This is a genomic window from Galbibacter sp. BG1, assembly GCF_013391805.1.
Taxonomy (GTDB): Bacteria; Bacteroidota; Bacteroidia; order Flavobacteriales; family Flavobacteriaceae; genus Galbibacter.
On sequence record NZ_CP058364.1, the window covers coordinates 2,399,496 to 2,421,174 of the forward strand.

General features: G+C 38.4%; 18 protein-coding genes and 3 tRNA genes. 13 read left to right on the forward strand and 8 right to left on the reverse strand.

Features of this window, described 5'->3' with window-relative positions; translation table 11 throughout:
• The first annotated feature begins 201 nt into the window (after positions 1–201).
• From HX109_RS10530 to HX109_RS10535, 3 genes are all read left to right on the forward strand, one after another.
• Positions 202–1,290 (forward strand): SGNH/GDSL hydrolase family protein, encoded by a 1,089-nt coding sequence (locus tag HX109_RS10530; RefSeq protein ID WP_178951762.1) that lies wholly within the window; start codon positions 202–204, stop codon positions 1,288–1,290.
• Positions 1,291–1,366: 76 nt separating this feature from the next.
• Complete coding sequence (locus HX109_RS16335) at positions 1,367–1,726, forward strand: aldo/keto reductase (protein WP_255462675.1); 360 nt, start codon at positions 1,367–1,369, stop codon at positions 1,724–1,726.
• Entirely contained in the window at positions 1,638–2,366 is a 729-nt protein-coding gene (locus tag HX109_RS10535; RefSeq protein WP_255462676.1) for an aldo/keto reductase, read from the forward strand. The genes HX109_RS16335 and HX109_RS10535 overlap by 89 nt, the downstream gene beginning before the upstream one ends.
• Positions 2,367–2,872: 506 nt before the next feature.
• Here HX109_RS10535 and HX109_RS10540 read toward each other — a convergent pair.
• From HX109_RS10540 to HX109_RS10550, 3 genes are all read right to left on the reverse strand, one after another.
• Positions 2,873–4,240, reverse strand: a complete 1,368-nt coding sequence (locus HX109_RS10540) for a Gfo/Idh/MocA family protein (RefSeq protein ID WP_178951764.1) — start codon at positions 4,238–4,240, stop codon at positions 2,873–2,875.
• A 220-nt stretch (positions 4,241–4,460) separates the two neighbouring features.
• A complete protein-coding gene (locus tag HX109_RS10545) occupies positions 4,461–5,210 on the reverse strand; it encodes a C40 family peptidase (RefSeq protein ID WP_178951766.1) in 750 nt (249 codons plus the stop codon).
• A 25-nt stretch (positions 5,211–5,235) separates the two neighbouring features.
• Entirely contained in the window at positions 5,236–6,411 is a 1,176-nt protein-coding gene (locus HX109_RS10550; protein WP_178951767.1) for an acetyl-CoA C-acyltransferase, read from the reverse strand.
• Between the two features lie 121 nt (positions 6,412–6,532).
• Here HX109_RS10550 and HX109_RS10555 point away from each other — a divergent pair, with 121 nt between their 5' ends.
• The 10 genes from HX109_RS10555 (at position 6,533) to HX109_RS10600 (ending at position 15,618) form a co-directional block, all read left to right on the forward strand.
• Positions 6,533–8,581: an HD family phosphohydrolase gene (locus HX109_RS10555; RefSeq protein WP_178951769.1), complete on the forward strand. Its 2,049-nt coding sequence runs from the start codon at positions 6,533–6,535 to the stop codon at positions 8,579–8,581.
• A gap of 133 nt (positions 8,582–8,714) precedes the next feature.
• Positions 8,715–8,798: transfer RNA gene (locus HX109_RS10560), tRNA-Ser, on the forward strand.
• A 49-nt stretch (positions 8,799–8,847) separates the two neighbouring features.
• A tRNA-Pro gene (locus HX109_RS10565) sits at positions 8,848–8,922 on the forward strand.
• A gap of 8 nt (positions 8,923–8,930) precedes the next feature.
• A tRNA-Arg gene (locus HX109_RS10570) sits at positions 8,931–9,004 on the forward strand.
• A 237-nt stretch (positions 9,005–9,241) separates the two neighbouring features.
• Entirely contained in the window at positions 9,242–10,462 is a 1,221-nt protein-coding gene (locus HX109_RS10575) for a site-specific integrase (protein ID WP_178951771.1), read from the forward strand.
• Positions 10,463–11,122: 660 nt separating this feature from the next.
• Positions 11,123–11,431 carry a single-stranded DNA-binding protein gene (locus tag HX109_RS10580; protein ID WP_178951773.1) on the forward strand — a complete coding sequence of 103 codons (309 nt, stop codon included), beginning with the start codon at positions 11,123–11,125 and terminating at the stop codon, positions 11,429–11,431.
• Positions 11,432–11,560: 129 nt separating this feature from the next.
• Positions 11,561–12,010 (forward strand): JAB domain-containing protein, encoded by a 450-nt coding sequence (locus HX109_RS10585; protein WP_178954158.1) that lies wholly within the window; start codon positions 11,561–11,563, stop codon positions 12,008–12,010.
• 522 nt (positions 12,011–12,532) lie between these two features.
• A complete protein-coding gene (locus HX109_RS10590; protein ID WP_178951775.1) occupies positions 12,533–12,925 on the forward strand; it encodes a BfmA/BtgA family mobilization protein in 393 nt (130 codons plus the stop codon).
• Positions 12,926–12,936: 11 nt separating this feature from the next.
• Complete coding sequence (gene mobB, locus HX109_RS10595; protein WP_178951777.1) at positions 12,937–14,028, forward strand: MobB family relaxase; 1,092 nt, start codon at positions 12,937–12,939, stop codon at positions 14,026–14,028.
• Positions 14,029–14,037: 9 nt separating this feature from the next.
• The gene (locus HX109_RS10600) at positions 14,038–15,618 is read left to right on the forward strand and encodes a type IV secretory system conjugative DNA transfer family protein (protein WP_178951779.1); all 1,581 of its coding nucleotides are present in this window, start codon (positions 14,038–14,040) and stop codon (positions 15,616–15,618) included.
• A gap of 34 nt (positions 15,619–15,652) precedes the next feature.
• Here the strand turns inward: HX109_RS10600 and HX109_RS10605 are convergent, their stop codons facing one another.
• From HX109_RS10605 to HX109_RS10625, 5 genes are all read right to left on the reverse strand, one after another.
• Complete coding sequence (locus HX109_RS10605) at positions 15,653–15,892, reverse strand: WD40 repeat domain-containing protein (RefSeq protein ID WP_178951781.1); 240 nt, start codon at positions 15,890–15,892, stop codon at positions 15,653–15,655.
• A gap of 237 nt (positions 15,893–16,129) precedes the next feature.
• A complete protein-coding gene (locus HX109_RS10610; RefSeq protein ID WP_178951782.1) occupies positions 16,130–16,333 on the reverse strand; it encodes a hypothetical protein in 204 nt (67 codons plus the stop codon).
• A gap of 286 nt (positions 16,334–16,619) precedes the next feature.
• Entirely contained in the window at positions 16,620–17,219 is a 600-nt protein-coding gene (locus tag HX109_RS10615; RefSeq protein ID WP_255462677.1) for a DoxX family protein, read from the reverse strand.
• A gap of 599 nt (positions 17,220–17,818) precedes the next feature.
• Positions 17,819–18,948, reverse strand: a protein-coding gene (locus HX109_RS10620; RefSeq protein ID WP_178951786.1) for an IS3 family transposase whose coding sequence is annotated in 2 segments (ribosomal slippage) — positions 17,819–18,687 and positions 18,687–18,948 — 1,131 coding nt in all. Because the reading frame shifts where the segments join, the coding sequence is not laid out codon by codon here.
• Between the two features lie 579 nt (positions 18,949–19,527).
• Complete coding sequence (locus HX109_RS10625) at positions 19,528–21,579, reverse strand: ATP-binding protein (protein WP_178951788.1); 2,052 nt, start codon at positions 21,577–21,579, stop codon at positions 19,528–19,530.
• Between the last annotated feature and the right edge of the window lie 100 nt (positions 21,580–21,679).

Below are 21,679 nucleotides of genomic sequence, written 5' to 3' on the forward strand. Positions count from 1 at the left end.
CAAAAAAAGCAAAACCGCCTTTTTAATTTTTACGTAAGTATTGGTAAATAAGTTTTTTGGTTAATATTTAGGTTTTTTGTTAGGTGGAAAGGGCATATAGTTTTTATATGTCCTTTCTAATTTTAGACACCTTTGTTGTTATTTTGTATATATTTAAAAAAATATTTTACTTTCAATCTTCGTTAACAACCAATCAAAAATATGATTACCAAAAATATCTTCGGAATCGTGCTCGTTTTTTGTAGCTACTTTTCTTTAACGACCAGCGACCTAAAAGTCTTTACCAATTTTTCTGATACTGAAAGCTTCGAAATACAAGGGAGAACCTCTGCCACTTCAAACGGTCTGGAATTGATAAGTTCTGCGTCTTCGCTCTCTTTTAAACCTTCAGGGGATGCTCTAGAATTGTATGTTTCTTCTACTTCCGGAGAACAGAATTACATTGAAATTTCGGTGAACGGGAATTATATGGATAAGTATTTAATTGAAAAACAAGGAACCACATCAATTAGTATAGATTTACCAAGCGCTGAGGTTAATACCATTGTTGTTTATAAAGCTACGGAAGCCACTAGTGGAGGGGTTTTAATCCATAAAATTGAAGCAGAAGATTTAGGGAAAATCGAAAATAACCACGCTTTAACAATTGAATTTATTGGAGATTCCATTACCTGCGGTATGGGAGGGGATACAGAAGAAATACCATGTGGTACTGGGAAAAACTGGTTCGACCAGCACAGTGCTTATTACTCCTACGGATCTCAAATAGCACTAAGATTAAATGCCAATTTTACGCTTAGCTGTGTTTCGGGGATGGGCATGTACCGAAACTGGAACGATGAAGATCAACACGTAATGCCCGACGTTTATAACACCCTTTATTTAAACGCGGATGAAAGCAACAAGTGGAAGCCTGTTGTAACTCCCGATATTGTTTCTATTTGTTTGGGCACGAACGATTTATCCAACGGAGATGGAAAGAAGCCTCGTACCAACTTTAGTAAAGAAAAGTTCACACAAAATTATATCGATTTTGTAGGAATGATCTATAAAAAATATCCCCAGATAAAAGTGGTTTTGTTAAACAGCCCGATGGTAAAAGGAGCGGACAATGAGTTGCTGTTGGAATGCTTACAGAAAGTGCAAAACACCTATAAAAACACAAACGAAATTTATCTATTTAAGTTTCGCGACATCAATCCAACCGGATGCACAACACATCCCGCCATTAAAGAGCATGCTGAAATGGCTAGACAAATGGTTCCTAAATTTAAAAGTATAGCGCTCTAATTAATTTTAAGTTTATTAGTGTAATTTGGAGAAATGAATAATTAAAGTTGTCCATACTTTTTAAACCGATATAAAGATGAAAAAATATAAGCCTTCCGAAAATAGGTATCAAGAAATGCAATACAGAAGATGTGGTAAAAGCGGAATAGATTTACCCTTATTGTCTCTAGGCTTATGGCATAATTTTGGAGATCATGCAGATTTTGATAATGCTGCTAAACTCTTACGTACTGCCTTTGATCATGGTATAACCCATTTCGATTTGGCCAATAATTACGGCCCTCCCTACGGAACGGCAGAAAAGAACTTCGGAAAAATTTTTAAAAGGGATTTTAAAAAGTACCGGGATGAACTCATTATTTCTACAAAAGCGGGGTACGATATGTGGCCGGGGGCCTTATGGAAATTGGGGATCCCGAAAGTATTTGATATCTAGTTTGGATCAGTCGTTAAGAAGAATGAAACTGGATTATGTGGATATTTTTTATCACCACCGTCCAGACCCGAATATGCCTTTGGAAGAAACCATGGGAGCTTTAGATCAAATTGTGAGGCAAGGTAAGGCTTTGTATGTAGGGGTTTCTAACTACAAAGCAGAAGAAACCCAACAAGCAGCTAAAATTTTAAAAGAGCAAGGGACACCATTTTTAATCCATCAACCTAGATATAATATGATGGACCGATGGGTAGAAGATGGGCTCCTAGATGTTTTTACAAAGACCGGTATTGGGAGTATTGCTTTTTCTCCCTTAGAACAAGGGATTCTTACCTCTAAATACCTAGGTGGAATTCCAGAGGACTCAAGGGCGGCTAAAAAAGGAACGTATTTAGATTCCTCTAAAATTACTCCAGAATTAATTAGTAAGATTAAAGCCTTAAACGAAATTGCCGTTAAAAGAGGTCAAAGTCTTGCGCAAATGGCTATCGCATGGCTTTTAAAGGATGAGCGTATAACATCCGTTTTAATAGGGGTAAGTAAGGTCTCGCAGTTAAAAGATAACCTGGAAGCTCTTAATAATATAAAGTTTACAAAAACGGAGCTCAACATGATCGATAAAATTATATTGGAGAAGTAAAGATGTGACCTTTACCTTAGGTTTTAAGTTCTTGAAAACGGTAATTACAAGATTTAAATGCCTATCAATAGTTAATTCAAGCTAATAAAAGTATCCAGATACGTCCATAGACGTGTCCGGATACGTTGCCATACGTATAATTACACGTTTTTAACCCTGTCTGACCCGTTGTATAGCCTATCTGGATACCTTACTATACGTATAAATATAGGTTTGCAACCCCACTAGACACGTTACATAACCTATCTGGATACGTCGATATACCTATAAATACACGTTTTCAGCCCCGGTCGATACGTTGCGTAGCCTATCTGGATACGCTAGAAACCTCTTGGGATACGTTAATGACCCCGTAAGATACGTACCGCCACGTGTAAAAATGGTTAAACAACCCTATTAGATAGGTTGTTAAGGGTATCGGGACCGTCATGAAACCCCAAAAAAGGTGTTTTTCAGATTCTAAAAATGAAAATCTACTACAGAAAAAAGTTTAGTTCTATTTCTTTTTAGCTAAAATCTTTGGGATAAGGGTGTTTCCATCCTTTTCTATATGTTCTGGATAAAAATTGGTTCGCCTCTGCATCATTAATAAAAGTATAAGAGTTGGCGTCGTATTGAAGCGGTCTACCAAGCTCCACCGATAGGTTTGCCATTATACAACTGGCAGAAGAAATATGCCCCTCTTCAATATTGGCTATGGGTTTGGTGCCTTGGTCTATAGCACTCAAAAAATCCAGCATATGCCCTCTAGTAGCAGGTGCGGTATGCAGTTCGATATTTTTTTCTTTAAGGTCTTCTGGAAATTTTTTCCGTTCGTAGACCACATCTTTTTTAATATGGGTCTTGCCATCGTTGGATATAAACTCATATTTCTTTACACTGGCTTTTAAAACTCCATTTTCCCCATAAATAAAAAATGCCCATGGATATTCTGGATCTGTTGGGTTTCCCCAGGTACGGTGGTTCCAAACACAATTGAAATCTTCGTATTCGAAAATAGCGGTTTGAGAATCTGCTGTATTGGCAAAACCACCTTTTTCAACATAAATACCCCCTTTAGACTGAATGCTTTTTGGCCAACCTAAACCCAACATCCATCTAACGGCATCCAGCATGTGTACGCACATATCGCCCATAACACCGTTGCTGTACTCCATTCGTGCCCGCCACCATTGTCGATGGGGTAGGCCTGTGTAATTTAATTTGGGAGCCGGGCCACACCACATATCATAATCAAAAAATTCTGGTATGGGTTGTTCTTCCCTAGTTCCATTAGCTCGCATATGGTAATAGCAACACATTTCTACATGGCCAATTTTTCCTAGTAGGCCAGCTTCCACTATGTTTTTTTTCGCATTAATTAGGTGAGGGGTGCTTCTTCTTTGCAGTCCCACTTGAACTACTTTATTGTATTTTTGGGTAGCTTTTATCATCGCTTCCCCTTCCATTACATCTACTCCTGTTGGTTTCTGTACATATACATGGCACCCAGCTTTCAGGGCTTCAATGGTGTTTAATGCATGCCAATGGTCGGGTGTTCCAATTAAAACAATGTCCATTTCTTCAGAAGAAAGCATGGTTCTGTAGTCATTGAAAAGACGGGGGGCTTTGGTTTGCTTATTTCGTTGGACAACAAGGGTAGAAGCTTCATGAAGCATTTTTCGATCTACATCGCATAGCGCAACCACTTCCACATCGGTAACCTGTATAAGTCGCATTAAATCGCTTTTGCCGTACCAACCGGTTCCTATTAAACCTACTTTAAGTTTTTTTGATGGAAACATTAAACGATGCCCATAGGCGCCATAAGCAGTGAATAGTGTTGCAGCTGTAGCGGACTTTAAAAAGTTCCTTCGGTTAATATAAAAAGACATTGGTTAGTGGTTTTGCCCGGTAATTTACAAATTCTAATGAAAATGAATTGGAAGCGCGACCATAAAAAATATACGTTTTTATTTTTCTGAATGGAAGCTAAATATACACCTGCGATTTTCTCGAAAAAGATTTTAATTCCTTGAACACTATTCTACTGGGCTGGTTAAGAAGAAATTGACTTTTCAGATTGTTAACATGGCCAAAGTGCAATTCGACGGATTACACTATTTTCTTGATGACACGAAGCTTGTGGGTGTGCACTTTTTTATCCACATTAAAAATACCGGTATGGTCTAAACGATCGATCCGTACTTTTCCGTGGGAATGGATAATATAATTATCTTTCATGATGATGCCGACATGGATAATGTTTCCCTCCTCATCATCAAAAAAAGCGAGGTCCCCGGGTTCACTTTCCTCAATAAAGCTAAGGGGTTCTCCCTGTTTTGCTTGCTGAGCGGCATCCCTGGAGAGTTTGTAACCATTCAATTTGTAGACCATTTGAGCCAGCCCAGATCCGTCTATGCCAAATGGGGTTTTTCCTCCCCAGAGGTAGGGACTGTTAATGTACAAAAGGGCTGCTTCTACTATGTTTTCCTTCGGAAGGACACCACTTTTGCGCTCCCCATCGAAATTGGCATTTAAGTGGGAAGCGCAATTTATGTTGCACCCTAAAGGTATCGGGATTAAATTGTTTTGTGCATCATAGATAAATTCAACCAAGTCTGAAGATAGAACCATAGTTTCGGCTTCTATAGTTTGGTAAAGTTCTTCGTCTATAAGCTGGTATTGGATGTTTTCAATCCAACCTTCGTATTTGTCAAAAGCCAACCGAATTCTACTCCAATGTTTACGCTGTTCCAACACTTTAAAATGTTCGCCATATAGCACTTGAGAGCTTAATTCTCCTGTATGTTGGGGTTCGGTACGTAAAGGAACAATACTTAGATGACAAATACCGTATTGCATTTATAATGATGTTATTTTAATAGGATTAATTTCTCTCTACCACTATTGCAGAAGCACCTCCGCCGCCATTACATATAGCTGCAGCACCTCTTTTACCGTTATTTTGCTCTAAAACGCTAAGAAGCGTAATTAAAATACGCACTCCAGAACATCCTAATGGATGGCCTAAAGAAACGGCGCCCCCGTTTACATTTACATTGGTATCATTTAATCCTAAAATTTTCATATTGGCCAGGCCAACCACAGAAAAAGCTTCATTAAATTCAAAGAAATCGATATCATCTAATTCTAAATTTGCTTTTGCTAAAGCTTTCGGCAATGCTTTTGCAGGTGCCGTCGTAAACCATTTCGGCTCTTGGGCAGCGTCGGCATAGCTTATTATGGTAGCCAGTGGCTTAAGTCCTAATTCTTTCGCCTTTTCTTCACTCATTAAAACCACGGCTCCGGCGCCATCGTTAATAGTGGAAGCGTTGGCAGCAGTAACAGTACCGTCTTTACTGAATGCTGGTCTTAGCGATGCTATTTTTTCCAGCTTAACGTTCTTATATTCTTCGTCTTCTTTTACCACCAAAGCATCTCCACGTCTTTGTGGTACTTCTACTGGAACTACTTCATTATCAAATTTTCCTTCTTCCCATGCCTTCGCAGATCTTTGGTAAGACTGTACGGCAAAAGCATCTTGATCTTCTCTGCTAAAACCATATTCGGTAGCACAGGCATCCCCGCAGACACCCATTGCATTTTGGTCATAGGCGTCTACCAAGCCATCTTTTTGAAGGCCGTCTTCCAATTTTCCTGGACCAAATTTAGTGCCCTTGCGCATGTGCACATAATGTGGAATCAAACTCATATTTTCCATACCACCTGCAACAATTATAGAAGCATCGCCAAGCGCAATTGCTTGTGCTCCTTGCATTACCGCTTTCATGCCACTGGCACATACTTTATTTACCGTAGTACATGGAACGGTATCTGGGATTCCTGCGTAAATGGCGGCTTGACGGGCTGGTGCTTGGCCTTCACCAGCTTGAACCACATTCCCCATTAATACTTCTTCCACTAAAGAGGGATCTAATTTTATTTTATCTAATGCTCCTTTTATTGCGATGGAACCTAATTTTGGTGCAGCAACTGTTGAAAGTGCACCTAAAAAACTTCCTATTGGCGTTCTTGCAGCCGAAACTATAACCACTTTCTTCATAATACTCGTTTTGTAATTGCGAATTTAGTTAATTTAAGAAGATTATCACAAGAAGTTCGTTTTTAATAAATAGCCATAAGGATGCTATTTTTTGTTACATTTGAATATCAATACCTAATGAATGAAGAATTTCTTAGATAATCTTTATAAAAATCAATCTTTAATCTATAAAGGTTTTTTATTTATAGCCACCATCATTCTCGTTGTTTATTTATTTCCGAAAGGGGGAAAATTTAAATACGATTTTCAAAAAGGAAAATTATGGCAATACGAAACACTTTATGCCCCTTTTGATTTTGCTATTTATAAGACTGATGAGGAAATAAAAAATGATAAGGCTGCCATTTCGGCCAATCATCCCGACTATTTTAAGTATGAAGCTGCCATTAAAGATGCGGTTCTCCATGGGTATGATGAAAAGTTTTCATCTTACTTTTCTGCGGAAGATTTTATCGACGATCAGCTCAACAAAATACAGGGTGCGGGAGTGGAGCTTTTAAACCGTATTTATGATAAGGGAGTGGTGCAAAATAATGTGGATTATAAAGAAGACAAAGTCGTTAACGTAGTACAAGGAAATGAAGAGAAGACGGTACTTTACGGAAGTTTTGTGAAACTCAATCAGTTGGACCGAATGATAAATTCCTTCTTATCAGAAAAAAACCTAACTTCTTATAAAGACCGTTTCAACAGTTTGTATTTTGATATTATTCAGCCCAATGTTTTTTTTGATAGCGACCTAACACAAAAAACATTAGAACGAGAGCTCGCTAAAGTAACCACCACGAGGGGAAATGTCGACAAAGGCAAGCGAATTATAGCCAAAGGGGAAGTGGTGGAAGGGGAAAAATATAATATTCTCAATTCCTTGAGAAAGGAATATCAGTCGAAACTTTGGAACGAAAACAATTATAATTGGATTGTTTTTGGATATACCATTTTGGTTGGTTTAACGCTGTTTATGTTATTGTTGTTTTTGCAAAAATATCGCCCCGAAGTTTTCGTAAACAACAATAAGGTCACTTTTATATTTTTTAATATTCTGGTGATGATTTTTCTTACCACCACCATTGTAAAATTCAACGTTCAATATGTGTATGTGGTACCACTTTGTATCATGCCACTAATTTTAAAAGCCTTTTTCGATCCGCGGTTGGGTTTGTTTACCCATGTATTAACGGTTCTATTACTGGGCTTTATTGTGCCCAATAGTTTTGAATATGTTTTCTTGCAAATTATAGCTGGGATTGTAACCATTCAAACAATTTCGGAGCTTCATAAAAGAGCCAATTTATTTATCTCCGTGGGCCAGATTACATTGGTTTATATAATTGCATATTTTGCTTTTTATGTAATTCATGAAGGGAATTTTGAAAATATCCATTGGGTTACTTTTGGCTTATTTGTATTAAATGGGTTGGCAACGCTGGCAGCTTTTCCACTTATTTATATTTACGAAAAGCTATTCTCATTAGTATCAGACGTATCTTTGTTGGAGCTCTCGGATACCAATTCCAGACTTTTAAAAGAGCTCTCGGATAAAGCACCCGGAACTTTTCACCATTCGCTACAAGTGGCCAATTTGGCAGAAGCCGCTGCAAATGAAATAGGGGCTAATTCCATGTTGGTAAGGGTAGGGGCGCTGTATCATGATATAGGAAAGATGAACAATCCTGCCTATTTTACAGAAAACCAAACCACCAGTGTTAACCCTCATAACGAATTATCTCCCGAGGAAAGTGCTAAAATCATCATCAATCACGTTATTGAAGGGATAGAAATGGCCAAAAAGAACAATCTTCCAGATCGGGTTATAGACTTTATAAGAACCCACCACGGAACCTCCTTGGTTTATTATTTTTATAGAAAGGCATACGAATTGGAGGAAAATGTAAATAAAGAAGACTTTCAATATCCGGGGCCGATCCCATTTTCAAAGGAAACTGCAATCCTAATGATGTCTGATTCTGTTGAGGCAGCTTCCAAAAGTTTAAAAAACCCTACTTTTTCTACTATTAATGATTTTGTGGATAAAATAATAAATAAGCAAATTGATGAAGATCAGTTTTTAAATGCGAACATTACATTTAAAGAAATTCAATCTATAAAGAAGGTTTTAAAGCAGAAATTGACGAATATTTATCATTTAAGAATCGAATATCCGGAATAGTATTTTATTGGTTATTAGAGATGTATTAAATGGATGTAAATTTTTTTGTAAAAATAGTTGCATTGTTCTAGATGAACTACTACATTTGCATCCGCAATTTCAGGTTGCACGTTCATAATAATATTAAAGAAAAGGAGAGGTGCCAGAGTGGTAATGGAGCAGATTGCTAATCTGTCAACGCGTAAGTGTTGCCAGGGTTCGAATCCCTGTCTCTCCGCTTTTTCTTTTATAAATTGTTTCAATTTTGTTGAAGCTTAGATAGCCATCGGGGTGTAGCGTAGCCCGGTTATCGCGCCGCGTTTGGGACGCGGAGGTCGCAGGTTCGAATCCTGCCACCCCGACATATTAAGGTCGCGTAGCTCAGCTGGATAGAGCATCTGCCTTCTAAGCAGACGGTCCCAGGTTCGAATCCTGGCGCGATCACTTTTAGGAGTATATTCCTAATTAAAAACCTTGCTAACTTATTGATTAGCAAGGTTTTTTTGGTTTTATGATTTTATTTATATAGAATTGTTTCCAAACAGTTTGGTTAACATATCGGTCAACATTTAAATATGTATCATTTTTGTTGACCGAACCCTTAAAAACAGTATTTTTAAAAGGTATAGTTGATTTGATTTTCGTTTCAATTGATTGTTTAATTTTTAAAACTCAACAACTATGCAAAATCAACATTCTTTCTCCATCACTTTTTGGATTAATGCTTCCCGAGCTAAAAATGATAAAGCTGAGCTTTACCTCAGAATAACTGTTAACCAGAGAAGGGCTAACATCAGTCTTAAGCAAAAAGTTCCCCTTCAACTATGGAATTCACAAAAATCACGACTGAAAGGAAGTTCGCCTAGTTCAGTTTCTTTAAATAGGTATATATCAGACGTCCATCATAAAGTACTCGAAATATATAGAAGTTTAGATAGAGAGGATAAGGTTATCACTGCCAAACTCATCAAATCGAAATTTGTAGGTCTAGAAGATAGGAATAAAACTCTTGGAGATCTCATGGCGTATCATAACGAAAAAATGAAAGACCGTTTAAATGTCAATACTCTTCGGCATTATAAAACCAGTCAAAGATATTTGTCAGAGTTTGTAAATAAAGAATATAATAAATGTGATTATTTTTTAAAAAACCTTGATTATTCTTTTATAGTCTCTTTTGAAAGTTTTTTACGTTCTTATTATTCAGGGCACCATGTTAAAAACATGAGCAACAATGTTGTTATGAAACATCTTCAACGCCTGAGAAAAATGGTTACCATGAGTTATCATATGGAGTGGATTTCAAAAGACCCTTTTGTCAAATTTAAAACTAGGTTGGAGAAGCGGGAAAGACCATTTTTAACAGTTCTTGAATTAAAAGCGATAGAAGATTTAAATATTCAAATACCAAGACTGCTTACGGTAAGAGATTTGTTTGTATTCTCTTGCTATACAGGACTTTCATATATAGATATCATAAATCTGAAGCATGAAAACATCAGGATTGGAAGCGATAAAAATCTTTGGATATATGCTATCAGAACAAAATCTAAAACAGCTTTAAAGATTCCTATTCTCAATAAAGCAGAAGTCTTGATTAGCAAATACAAAAAGAATAATCTAAATTCTGATTTTGTTTTCCCTAAATACAGCAATCAAAAATTAAATTCTTACTTAAAAGAAATTGCTGATTTATGCCAAATCGAAAAATCATTAACATTTCATGTAGCAAGACACACCTTTGCTACAACAATAACTTTGTCCAATGGAGTCCCCATTGAGACTGTATCTAAGCTCTTAGGACACACGAAATTGGCAACTACTCAAATTTATGCTAAGGTTTTAGAACATAAAATTAGCAAGGATATGGAACTCCTTAAAGTTAAACTTAAAAGTAACTGAATAACTTGATTTGTCTTTGTTATGTTATTAGATTGGTTTGATTTTAAGTAATATATTGTACTTTTTCTAAAACTAAACAATCTCGTAAAGAGTCAGCGGCTAGCAGCCCTAAGGTTTTTTAAAAAAGCCCTTCTCGGTAAATTCTTCTTTGGGAATTTATCCTGTGAAGGACTAAAAACATAGGGCTTCTTCTTCACATTTTAAGGGTTTTATAATAAAAGAAGCCCTTGATTGGTTCCCGGTGCTTCGGAAACCAAGGCAGGCGCCAAAGAATACTAGATCGCCAGCCTTTTGAAAGCTCGCTTAACTTCCCGTACGCTCACTTTCAAAACCCCCGCGATAAGGATTCTTAAAGGCCCCTTATGGAACCCGTCAAGGCTGTACGGAGTTTTGTCCATAAATAGGGTATCTACTTCCTTGTTTTTAGCCCTTACGGTAAAAACCACGTTGCAGACACTCCCGATTTCCGTCCAAAAGCCTTGACAGAACCCACTTCTTTTATAGTGCTATGCACGCAAGAAGGCAAACAAACACCCCTTAAAATGTTGGCTTTTGTTTTGGAAACGTTTAAATGAAAGTTCTTCGGAACCGTTGCCGGTATCGAAAAGGGGATATTCAATAACCATGCCTGTCTCGTGCAGGCGCTAAAAACAAAGTATTATGAGCACATTAAAAAATCAAGTACAGCTTATCGGACATGTGGGACAGGAGCCCCAAGTGACCGTATTGGAAAACGGAAAAAAGGTAGCCAAGATTTCATTGGCGACCAATGAGAACTACAAGGATTCCAAAGGGGAAAAACAGACCAATACCGATTGGCACCAATTAGTGGCATGGGGGAAAATTGCATCCCTTATCGAAGAGTATGTTTTTACAGGCAAGGAAATTGCCGTACAGGGGAAATTGTCTTCCCGATCCTACGAGGACAAAGAGGGCGTTAAACGCTATGTGACCGAGGTGATCGTTTGAGAGATCCTATTTATGGGCGGAAAAGCATAAGGATAAATAAAAGATCAAGTTCGGGGGAACCTGGTTGGTTAGTTTGAACTTGATCTTTTTATGAAAACCATAAAATGTACAAAATTATATGCGATTATCATGTTAAGTACCGTTAAAGAGATAGAAATTTCCTATAAGGAGCGTTTTTTGACCAGTGTTGAGACCGCTATTACCAATAGCAACCAAGCAGCTGAATTGCTTTACCAATCCTTTGATCCCAATACCATAGCCCTACAGGAAACCTTTAAAATTTTGCTTTTGAACAATTCCAATAGCATCAAGGGAATTTATACCCATTCCATTGGAGGGATCACGGGAACGGTGGTGGACATCCGTATTATGTTTGCGGTTATCTTAAAGAGCCTGACCACTGCCGTCATCCTTTGCCATAACCACCCCTCTGGAAAGCTCAAAGCCAGTGAACAGGACAGGGAACTCACCCGAAAGATCTTGAAAGCGGGGTTTTATCTGGATGTGAAGATCTTGGACCATATTATTTTGAGCCCGGACGGACAGTATTTCAGTTTTGCCGATAAAGGTATTCTTTAAAAAATCAATTAGGGATAAAATCGAGAACATCAACGGCAGTACTGAACACCCGGATTACGACCCAAGGGATTATCCAGATGGCTTTGAACTTTCTTTGTACGACCTTTAGAGCAAAGAATATGTACGATCACAACCCTAAACAATAAGAGACCCTATCCAAGGGTCTTTTTTCTGTTCGGAACTGACGGAGCTGGCGTTAAAAATCCTCCAGTTCATCCTTTTAATTTATTATCTATTCATTTCTAGGGAAATGCCTAGAAACGCCGTTTCTCATTCATTTGGATAGTGGGTATATTTATCTGTATGGACAACTATGGAAAATTTTCCGGCCCGATGCGGCCGGGAATAGGAGAAGCAAGAGGGTAACCCGCTGGCGCGAGGTTACGGATTTAGGTAGATGGGATTTAAAGGGTTTTCATCTTAAATCACATCAATAGTTAGGGATTAGAGGTACATCGCCAACCGCTTTTTTACTAAAAAATGGGCCCGGCCCAATAAAACCTATTCAAAATTTACTAAAAAATGGATAAAGGCTATGAAAAGGAACGTTTTGTGACAGTCAAGATCAAGGAACCTGTGGTGCGGAAATTCAGAAAATATTGCCGACAACTTGGATATTCCCAATCCATGACCTTGCTTATAATGTTAGAATTTTTTGAAGGCAGCGGGCTTTCCCCCAAGGAAAAAATGGACCCTAAAATCCAAACCCTGGAGAGCCTCCTAAAGAAAAGGATCAACCATGTGATTGCCATCATCAGGGAGCAGGAAAATACACAAACAAAACCTACCATGGCGATGCTACAGGCGCTCTTTGAGGAGGCAGCCTTGAAGCAGGCACCCAGGTTTGTGGAAAGGAACCCCGAGAAGAAACCGCCGAAGTTCGTGGAAAAGAATAAGGATATGGATGAATTTTAAATCAATGGAGGATGTACGTAACGATTTCAGCACAGAAAATAGGGGGGAAGTTTCCAACAAGTGTGGGCAGCTATGTCGATTACTTGGAAAAGGAGAATGAAAGCATCCTGGGATCCGAATCCCCCGAAAACAAGCAGGACCTGGAACACTTTTTTAACCAATATGGTGAGAGGATCGGGAAAGGGGAGGTGATCAGGGAAATTGACAGCAACACCTCCAAACTCAAAAAAAAGGAGCCCAAGTTCTATTCGATAACCATCAACCCCAGTCAGCGGGAACTCAGGCACCTTGAGAATTCCGCGGAGGCACTTAAGAAATATACCAAGTCGCTCATGGAGCAGTATGTTCAATGTTTTCACCGGGAGATTGACGGACGGCCCCTTTGTATCGAGGACATCAAGTACTATGCAAAGCTGGAACACAAACGCTATTTTAAGGGCACGGACCGGGAGGTCAAGGAAAACCAGAAATATGCCGATAGGATCCTTGAGATCAAGAATGAGCTCCGAAAATGGGACCACGATTTTCCGAAAAACAACGTTGATATTCCGAAAACCGACACACCTACAGTTGCAAAAAAGCAAAAAGAGTTGTACCGGGAGCTGTACCGTTTGGAGCGGGAAGCCCCCCATAAAGTAGCAGGGCAACGAATTGTGCAGGGAATGGAGAAACCGGGCTACCAAAGCCATATCCATATCATTGTAAGCCGCAAGGATGCCTCCAATAGCGTAAGCCTTTCCCCAGGGAGCAAGTACAGGGCCTCCGAAGTCACCTTGAACGGAAAGCAGGTAAAACGTGGATTTGACCGTGACCGATTTTTTAAGGGTGCCGAAAAGTTGTTCGATAAAACATTTGGCTACCAGCGGAACTATGTGGAAACGTATAAGGCGAGAAAAACCTTTAAACGCAACCCGACCAAGTTTTTTGCCAAGGTATTGAAGCTCCCCGAAAATGAGCGTGCCTTGGCGGTGAAACTGTTAAAACACCAGCATGTACCTGTGGTGAAAATCCCTACCAACAAAGCACAGCTGGCAGTGGAGGCCTTAAAACAATTGAAGAAAGGGATCACAAAGGGTATTAACGCCTCTTCCATAGGGTATTAAAAAGTACTAATGGGAACACTACACCACCATATTCTATTCTTGGCATTTGTTGCCTTGATTTCTTTTTTTCTTGGGAGGTACCGCACCCATGGGTTTGCCATAGCGATAGTGGGCTTCACCCTGCTGTGGTTGGATGGGGTTTCTGGATTGGGGGCAACTTCCGTTTTAAGGAGCATTCTTTGGCTGTACTGCCCTGTGGTGGCTATACAAGCCATAATCCTAATAAGCACTTCGAAGGACGGGCAACAGGCAGGGGATAAGCGCTTCAAAGTGATATTAAAGTTAAAGGCGGGACGACTTACCCTAAAGAACATCAGACGCGGGATTTCCGTTATGGGCTCTGCGGGAAGTGGAAAAACGGAAAGTGTAACCTATGGGCTGTTGGAACATTTTAGGAAGCATCGATTCTGTGGGATCATCCATGATTATAAGCATTTTGAGATTACGGAGTTCGCTTATCCTTTATGGAAAGATGCCGAAGTTGATTTTAAGGTGATCTGTTTTGATACGATCTATTCCAAGGTCAATCCCATTGCCCCTAAATACCTTCCGAATGAGGAAAGTGTGTATGAAGTCTCACGGGTGCTGCTGGAGAACCTTTTGGAACATCGGATGGAGGAACAGATGGGATCCAACCGCTTTTTTACCGATGCGGCCGAAGGGCTTATCAGCGGACTTATCTGGAAATTGAAGACCACCTACCCGAACTACTGTACCTTGCCGCACCTGATCGTCATGTACCAAATGCTGGATACGGAAAGCCTTGTCGCCTTTTTACAGACCAACCGCATTGCGGCAGGGATGGCAGCGGCCTTTATACAGGGGGTGGAATCGGAAAGGCAAACGGCAGGGGTGAAGAGTACCCTTTCCAATGCCTTTAAAAAGATAAGCAGCCAACGTCTGTTTATGGCGCTTTCTGCTGATGGCGTACCGTTAAACTTAAACCGATTGGATAGACCCACCATCGTCAGTGTGATCAATAATCCCCTGTACGAAGCTGCCTATTCGCCCATCATCGCCACTATTATGCATACGGTGATCAAGCAGATGTCCGTCCGGAATTCCAAACCATCCTTTCTCCTGATGGAAGAAGCGCCCACCCTACGGCTCTTGAACATGCACCGCATCCCGGCAACCCTCCGAAGTTTTGATATTGCCACGGTATATGTACTTCAGGACAAGGTGCAGAACGATATGATGTACGGGGATAAGGGGAGCAGGGCAGTGCTGAGCAACCTCTCCTACCAATTTTTTGGGAAAGCCAACGATCCACTTACGGCCAGGTATTACGAGCAGTTTTTTGAAATGATCAAAACAAAGACAAGGAGCGTGACCACGGGAAGTTCCATGAGCTTTGATAGGAGGGTGACCACAGGGGAGCGGGAGGTGGTCAAGAACCGGGCTAGTGTGTTCTATAAGTTAATGGAAGGGGAGTTTATCAGTTTTGCCGATGGAAAGGATCGCAAGGTGCGTTTTCCGGAGCCAAACCATCCCAAGGAAAAACCATGGCCCCAAAATGTATATACCGCCAAGGAATTAAAAGAAAATTACAATAGGATCTATAAGGAGGTGAAGGGGATTTTCATATAAGGAATAAAAAATGAAAATAACCGGGTTAGGGAGCTTATAGAAATTCAGCGGTATGGTTTGGGGTAGACATAATTATAAATTTATCGTCTCTTGAAAAGGTGGCGCTGGTATAATCTGCCGATCTTCTTTCTTTATTTAAAGTCTGGATTAAAGTACTATCCAAGTTCCACAATTTTACTTTGGTATCTTTACTGGCAGTGATGATATTTTGACCATTGGGGGAGAATTCAGCTTGATTTATTTCACCACCATGTCCTATAAATTTTTGAAGCAAGTCTCCTTTAGCATCCCAAAGCGCGGCTGATTTGTCAAATCTTGCGGTTAAAAATTTTTTCCGTCTGACGAAAAGCTCAACGCACTTACCCCACTGTTGTGGAACTCTTTTTTAAAAGAAAATTCCCTGAACATTTCCCTATGGAAAAGGTTTGGTCACAACCCGCCAACACAATAGATTCATCGTTTGGAGAGAAGGAGGCTTGATAAATCCTGCAGCTATGGCCTTCGAAAGTCCTTATAAAATCCCCTCCGAAGTCCATAATTTAGCGATATAATCACCGCCACTACTCAATATGTACTTGCCATCAATGGAATAAAATACGGTTTTTACATAGATGTCGTCTGCAACGACCGTTTTGATTTTATCACTATTAATATCCAAAATGGTAAAAGTTTGATCACTCCCTGCAGTAATAAATCTTTTATTGTCTGGAGCCAAGTTTACATCATTTACGCTTCTTTCGTGTACCTAGGTTTGGAAAGCGATATTGTCATTTGAGTCCCTTGGAATAGCACGGTTATCATCACTACCTGTCAATAGCTGTTTTTGATCAAAAGACTGGGCTAATCCAAGATTGTCTCCTTATGGCGGCTAAAGATTTTGCTGGATTCTTGGAACTGGCCCCTGATAATTTATCCCAATAGAAATAGGATGGACTGCTTCATTTTAGTGGTCGGCCAAGCACCGAATATTTTTTAATGTTAATAAAGGCAAATTAAACATATTAATTTTTAGTACGCTCGAATTCTTCAAGACACCTATTCAAAGCTCTTCCATACTTATGGATACAATCACAAAAAGTATATCCGGGGCCTTCATTTCGGGTATCAGTAAATTGAACCCTACAATCTGTCATAGAATTTCTGGGCATGGCCTCATGGCCGAACTGTGATCCCAGTACGACAAGGATTACAACAGCTATAACGGAAATCACAAACCACCCAGGAAAACGGGTATCGTATTTAACAGGTTTTTTAAAGACCTTGTAATCTGGGAATTGCTTGAAGGGAAGAATGTACCGTAGTCTATCGTAATTCCAAATGAGTAAATATAGATTGGCAAGTACCATTAAAGGCGAGGTAACGTAAGAACCCTCAAATCTTAGAGCATAGGACAAGATCCAAATATTCACAATTACGGGAAAGTAAAGCAAAGCACCGAGCAGAACTGTTCCAGGAATAAGTAATAAAGCCCCTGCAACTACCTGCACAATTCCTATATAGGTATAGTAGTAACCCGTTTGATGCAGGGCTTCCAGATAGGCTCCCATGGGATGATTAGTGGATAGTCCACTTGCAAACCGTTCTCCTAATATTTTGACCATACCAGCGAATATGAAGGCATAGGCCAAGCTCAAACGACAAAAAATGGAAAAGAGCCAATACCATCGGTTTGATTTGATTCTAAAATAGAATCGATCGAATTGAGATAAATTTTTCAATTTCATTCTTATTTAATAGTTGATAAAGAACATCTTTTAAGTCTTTATTTTAAACACCTTATAATATATTAAAGTAATAATCCATAGCAAATTCCCTTTAATAAACTATTTATGAAAATTCTTAATTCCATTCCATTGGAGCTAAAGCATTTTTTTCATCGTAGACAGTTTTATATACTAGTATTTCAATTTTTATAATTGTTACAGATTGATTATGGTATTTAGGGAGAAAATCACATAATTCAAAACGGTAAGACTAGAGGGTTCTTTAAATAAAAGTAGGATACAGTTAAATCATCTTAAGACTACAAAATGAATATAAGCCCGATAGTGAGCTTTATATGTTTTAGATTGAATAGTTTGAGTTGTGACAATGCGGTTTCGTCTTTATGATGTCAGTTTTTTCAATAGTTGAAATCATTATTTTACCATTCCCATATTTTTTTAACGGTCTCTTGTAAGCTTCCCCATAATAGAACTGCTTAATTTTCTAAAACTGGTTTAAAAATACCGTTTTTAATTCTACTTTGGCTAGCCAAAGTAGAATTAAGTTTTGCATATTTTACCGGAGGGATTTTTCCCAAGGCATCGTGAGGTCTGTGGTTATTGTAGTCATCGACCCATATTTGCGTCTGTTCCCTTACCTGATCAATGTTCTGGAATATGTATTTGTTTAGTACCCCGCGTCTATAGCTGCCATTGAAGCGTTCTATAAAAGCATTTTGGGTTGGTTTCCCAGGCTGTATGTACTGGAAAGCTATCTCGTGCATTTCGCTCCATTGTGATGCGATCTCGGCGATAAATTCCGGCCCATTGTCCATCCGTATCTTCCGGGGCTTCCCTCTTTTGTTGATGAGATGGTTGAGCACCCAAACCACCCGGCTGCTGGTCAATGAAAAGTCTATTTCTATATGGAGCGCCTCCCTGTTAAAATCATCGATGATGTTAAAGGCCCTGAAGCGTCTTTTGTTCTCTAGGACATCGGTTACAAAATCCATGCTCCAGGTATGGTTAAGTTGATCTGGTACATTTAAAGGCTCCTTGACCCTTGCCGGTAAACGTTTCTTTGCCTTTCTTCTCAAGGGAAGCCCCAGTGACACATAGACCCTGTACACCCTTTTATGGTTCCATGGCTTGCCCTCTTCCCGCAACCGGTCGTAAGCCTTCCAAAACCCCTCTTCAGAATGCGCTTCAGCTTTCTCTTTCAAAGCTCGTTCTATCTCACTGTCATCTTTGGCTATCGGGTTGTAGTAATAAACGCTCTTGCTCATTCCCAGGACACGGCACGCCCTACTGATACCGTAATGAATGAGCTCTTTGCTGATACTCCGCTTACGGCAGGGCTTTAAAGCTTTTTTTCGATAACCTCCTTGGCCATCTGGTGGTCAAGGGCCAATGTGGCATACATCTGCTTGAGCTTACGGTTTTCCTCTTCGAGCTCCTTTAACCGTTTTAGCTCCTTACCGCTCATCCCTGCATAGCGTTCCCGCCATTTGTAGAAGGCAGCGGTGCTCACCCCATGCTCACGGCTGATCTGAGCAGCTGTTTTGCCGTTGTCGAATTCTTTTAAAATCTTTGCGATCTGTTGCGGACTGAATTTACTCTTTCTCATAATTGCTGTTTAAAATTAATAAAATTATTATACTTCTAAACAGTTCGGTTTTAAGGGAAGCTTACAAATTACCAGAATTATTTTTTAGGTGTGTTTAAAACCATAAATAATCCAAGGCATTTATTTGGTAGAATTTACTCAAAAATTAAGGTTTAAAAACCTATATTTTGTTAACTTCTAAGCAAGTTAAGTAGGGGTTACTCCCTGGATAAGCCCTATATAAGCCTATAGGAGTACTAAAAGAGTGTGTATTTATCCAAAAGATATCCAACGGACTACGGGAAACAGTATCCGAGGTTCCAGGAACATCCACAAAAGCTACAAAGAATCATTGGAAAATAGGCACTGTGATCCCCGCAGCTATTGGAGCATAATCTCAACTCGAAACAGTGTCTGAGAAGCCGAATCCTCACCTGCGAAAGGGGAGGAGGTTCAGGGTGACAACAAAAGAACTTTTTAAATTATCAACGATTTAACACCCGATAAACAACATTATTAGATAGACAAAAAAATAAATATTGACTTTGAAAAACTGGGCTAGTGCTTTTCATTGGGGCCATTGTTGTAGCCAGTACTTTTTTAAATTAATTTCAATTGGTCAAATAGTATTTTGTTTCTTTGTTTAGCGTCTTTGATTATTTTTTTAAATGGTAATACTTCAATATAAGCTCTTGAAGTATTTGTTTCATAAAATCTAAAATAACCCAAACCATCTTGAGTTTGGTCAAAACTTTCGTAATCTAAAATACTTTGTAGAGTTGGTGTTATGTCCGCAACAATGTAACAATAGAATGGCGTCTTTTTACTAGCTTCAATTCTTTTACCCCTTACTTTTTCATTACCATTAACTATTTCTTCAACATAAGTTCTAACTTGCTTTATAGGGTCATCTTTATACGAACCTTGTTTATAGTTATCTCTTTCAGGTTTTTTGAATTCAACAATTGTGAAAGATTCAAAAGGATATTCATCTTCTGAATAAAGTGTAGCATTTTCAAAAACATCTTCTTTTTTAACAACTAAGTCCATTCTTTTAGAAGAGTCCGAATTCAATTCTTCTACCTGTTTAAATAGTTTGTCAGATGCTAATAATTTATTGTATGTTAACCGTTCATCGAGTAACCATAAGTTTTGTTTATCCGTAGTTATTGTTTTACCAGTTTCTCGAATTGGAAAAAACAGACTATGGACAATATCTTCATTTTCAAACTTATTTTCTTCATTTAGTTCAATAAGTTTGTCAAGCAAATCAATAACAGCCCTTCTATGAACAATATATCTGGCTAAATCTGATTGTCCTATTTCATTAAAGTTCGTTAGAAATTCAGAATAACGCTCTTTATAGTTGTCGAGCTGTGTTATATCTTTTTCTTTGTCGATTAATTCAAGTCCTTTCGATTTTACATCTAATCTCCACTCACTTTCTATTTCATATAATTTTATGTCAAGCTCTTGTTTAGATAGGCCTGCAGGTAGTTTTTCAATTTGTTCTTTTTTGTGTTGAAGAATAGTGTTATAATTTGGATATTCTTGTTCTATAATTGGAACATAAAACTCCATTTTCTCCTTTCTAACTTTGGTCAAAAAATCTTTTAAAAGTTCTTCAACGCATTTTATGGTTTCTTTTCTAATCTTTGAAAGTGTAATTTCTTCTAAATCTATTTCATCTTCATATTCTTCAATGGTAAAGTTGAAACTTGTTCTCGATTCATTTACGTTTTTATTCAAATAATCACCAACAACAAATACTTGGAAATAAAACTCAGTTTCTCCATCAACTACTTTGCTATTAAAATCATTTATTGATTTAGAGAGTCCTTCACTTTTTACTGTTCTTTCGTGAGCACAATAATGTATTTTATGACTTTGTGCTTTAAAAGATTTTGAGATAAATACGCTAAATGATTGCTTTGAGATTGTAAAATGACTTTGAAGTATTTCTTTCTCAAATTCTCTCTCAAATAAGTTATTTAGATTAATTTCAATATCATCTTGATTCTTAATAATTATTTCTGGTTGAATTCCTTGAATGAAATATAATTGAAAATGATTAACAATTTGTCTGCCAATTTCCATTAATGATTTAGGTATGAAATTTTGGTATTTTGCTTCACATAGCGATAGTGTTAGGCTCGTGCCTGTACTTTTTTGGTTTGTTTGTAAATTATCTTCGTAATCGTGAAAGCCTTCTTTTGATTTTCTATATTCAAACTTTCTTAATTTCAGGCTAGAACCATTTTGGTAGATACTTTTTACAATAAGTTTGTTAAATGCTTTTAGGCAAATTAATCTGCCAACCCCTTTTCCTCCAATAGCAAGTTTTTTCTCGGAATCAAATTCAGCAAACGAAATTAGGTTTTCCTTGTTTAGACCAATTCCATTGTCTGTTACTGTAAATGAATTAATAGGGTATTGTTCAATATCTGAAATCTGTTTTAAAACTTCTTCATCACCATTTCGTATTGCTTTGACTTCGATTTTGCCTATAAAGGTATTTTCGATTTCCTTTCTCTCTTGAATGGCGTGAATAGAATTACTTATAACTTCAAAAAGAGGATATAGGGCCTTTGTTCTCGGTAGGTTCAATTTCTGAACACGATATCTTAAATTGGTAGAACTTTTTGGTAACATTCTATTTTGTTGATTTTGTGTTTGTATTGGCTACAAAGGTTTAGATATGTGTAGTGTCCCGGAGGGCATTGCGTATCGGTGTTGTTGGCTGTAGTTTTTT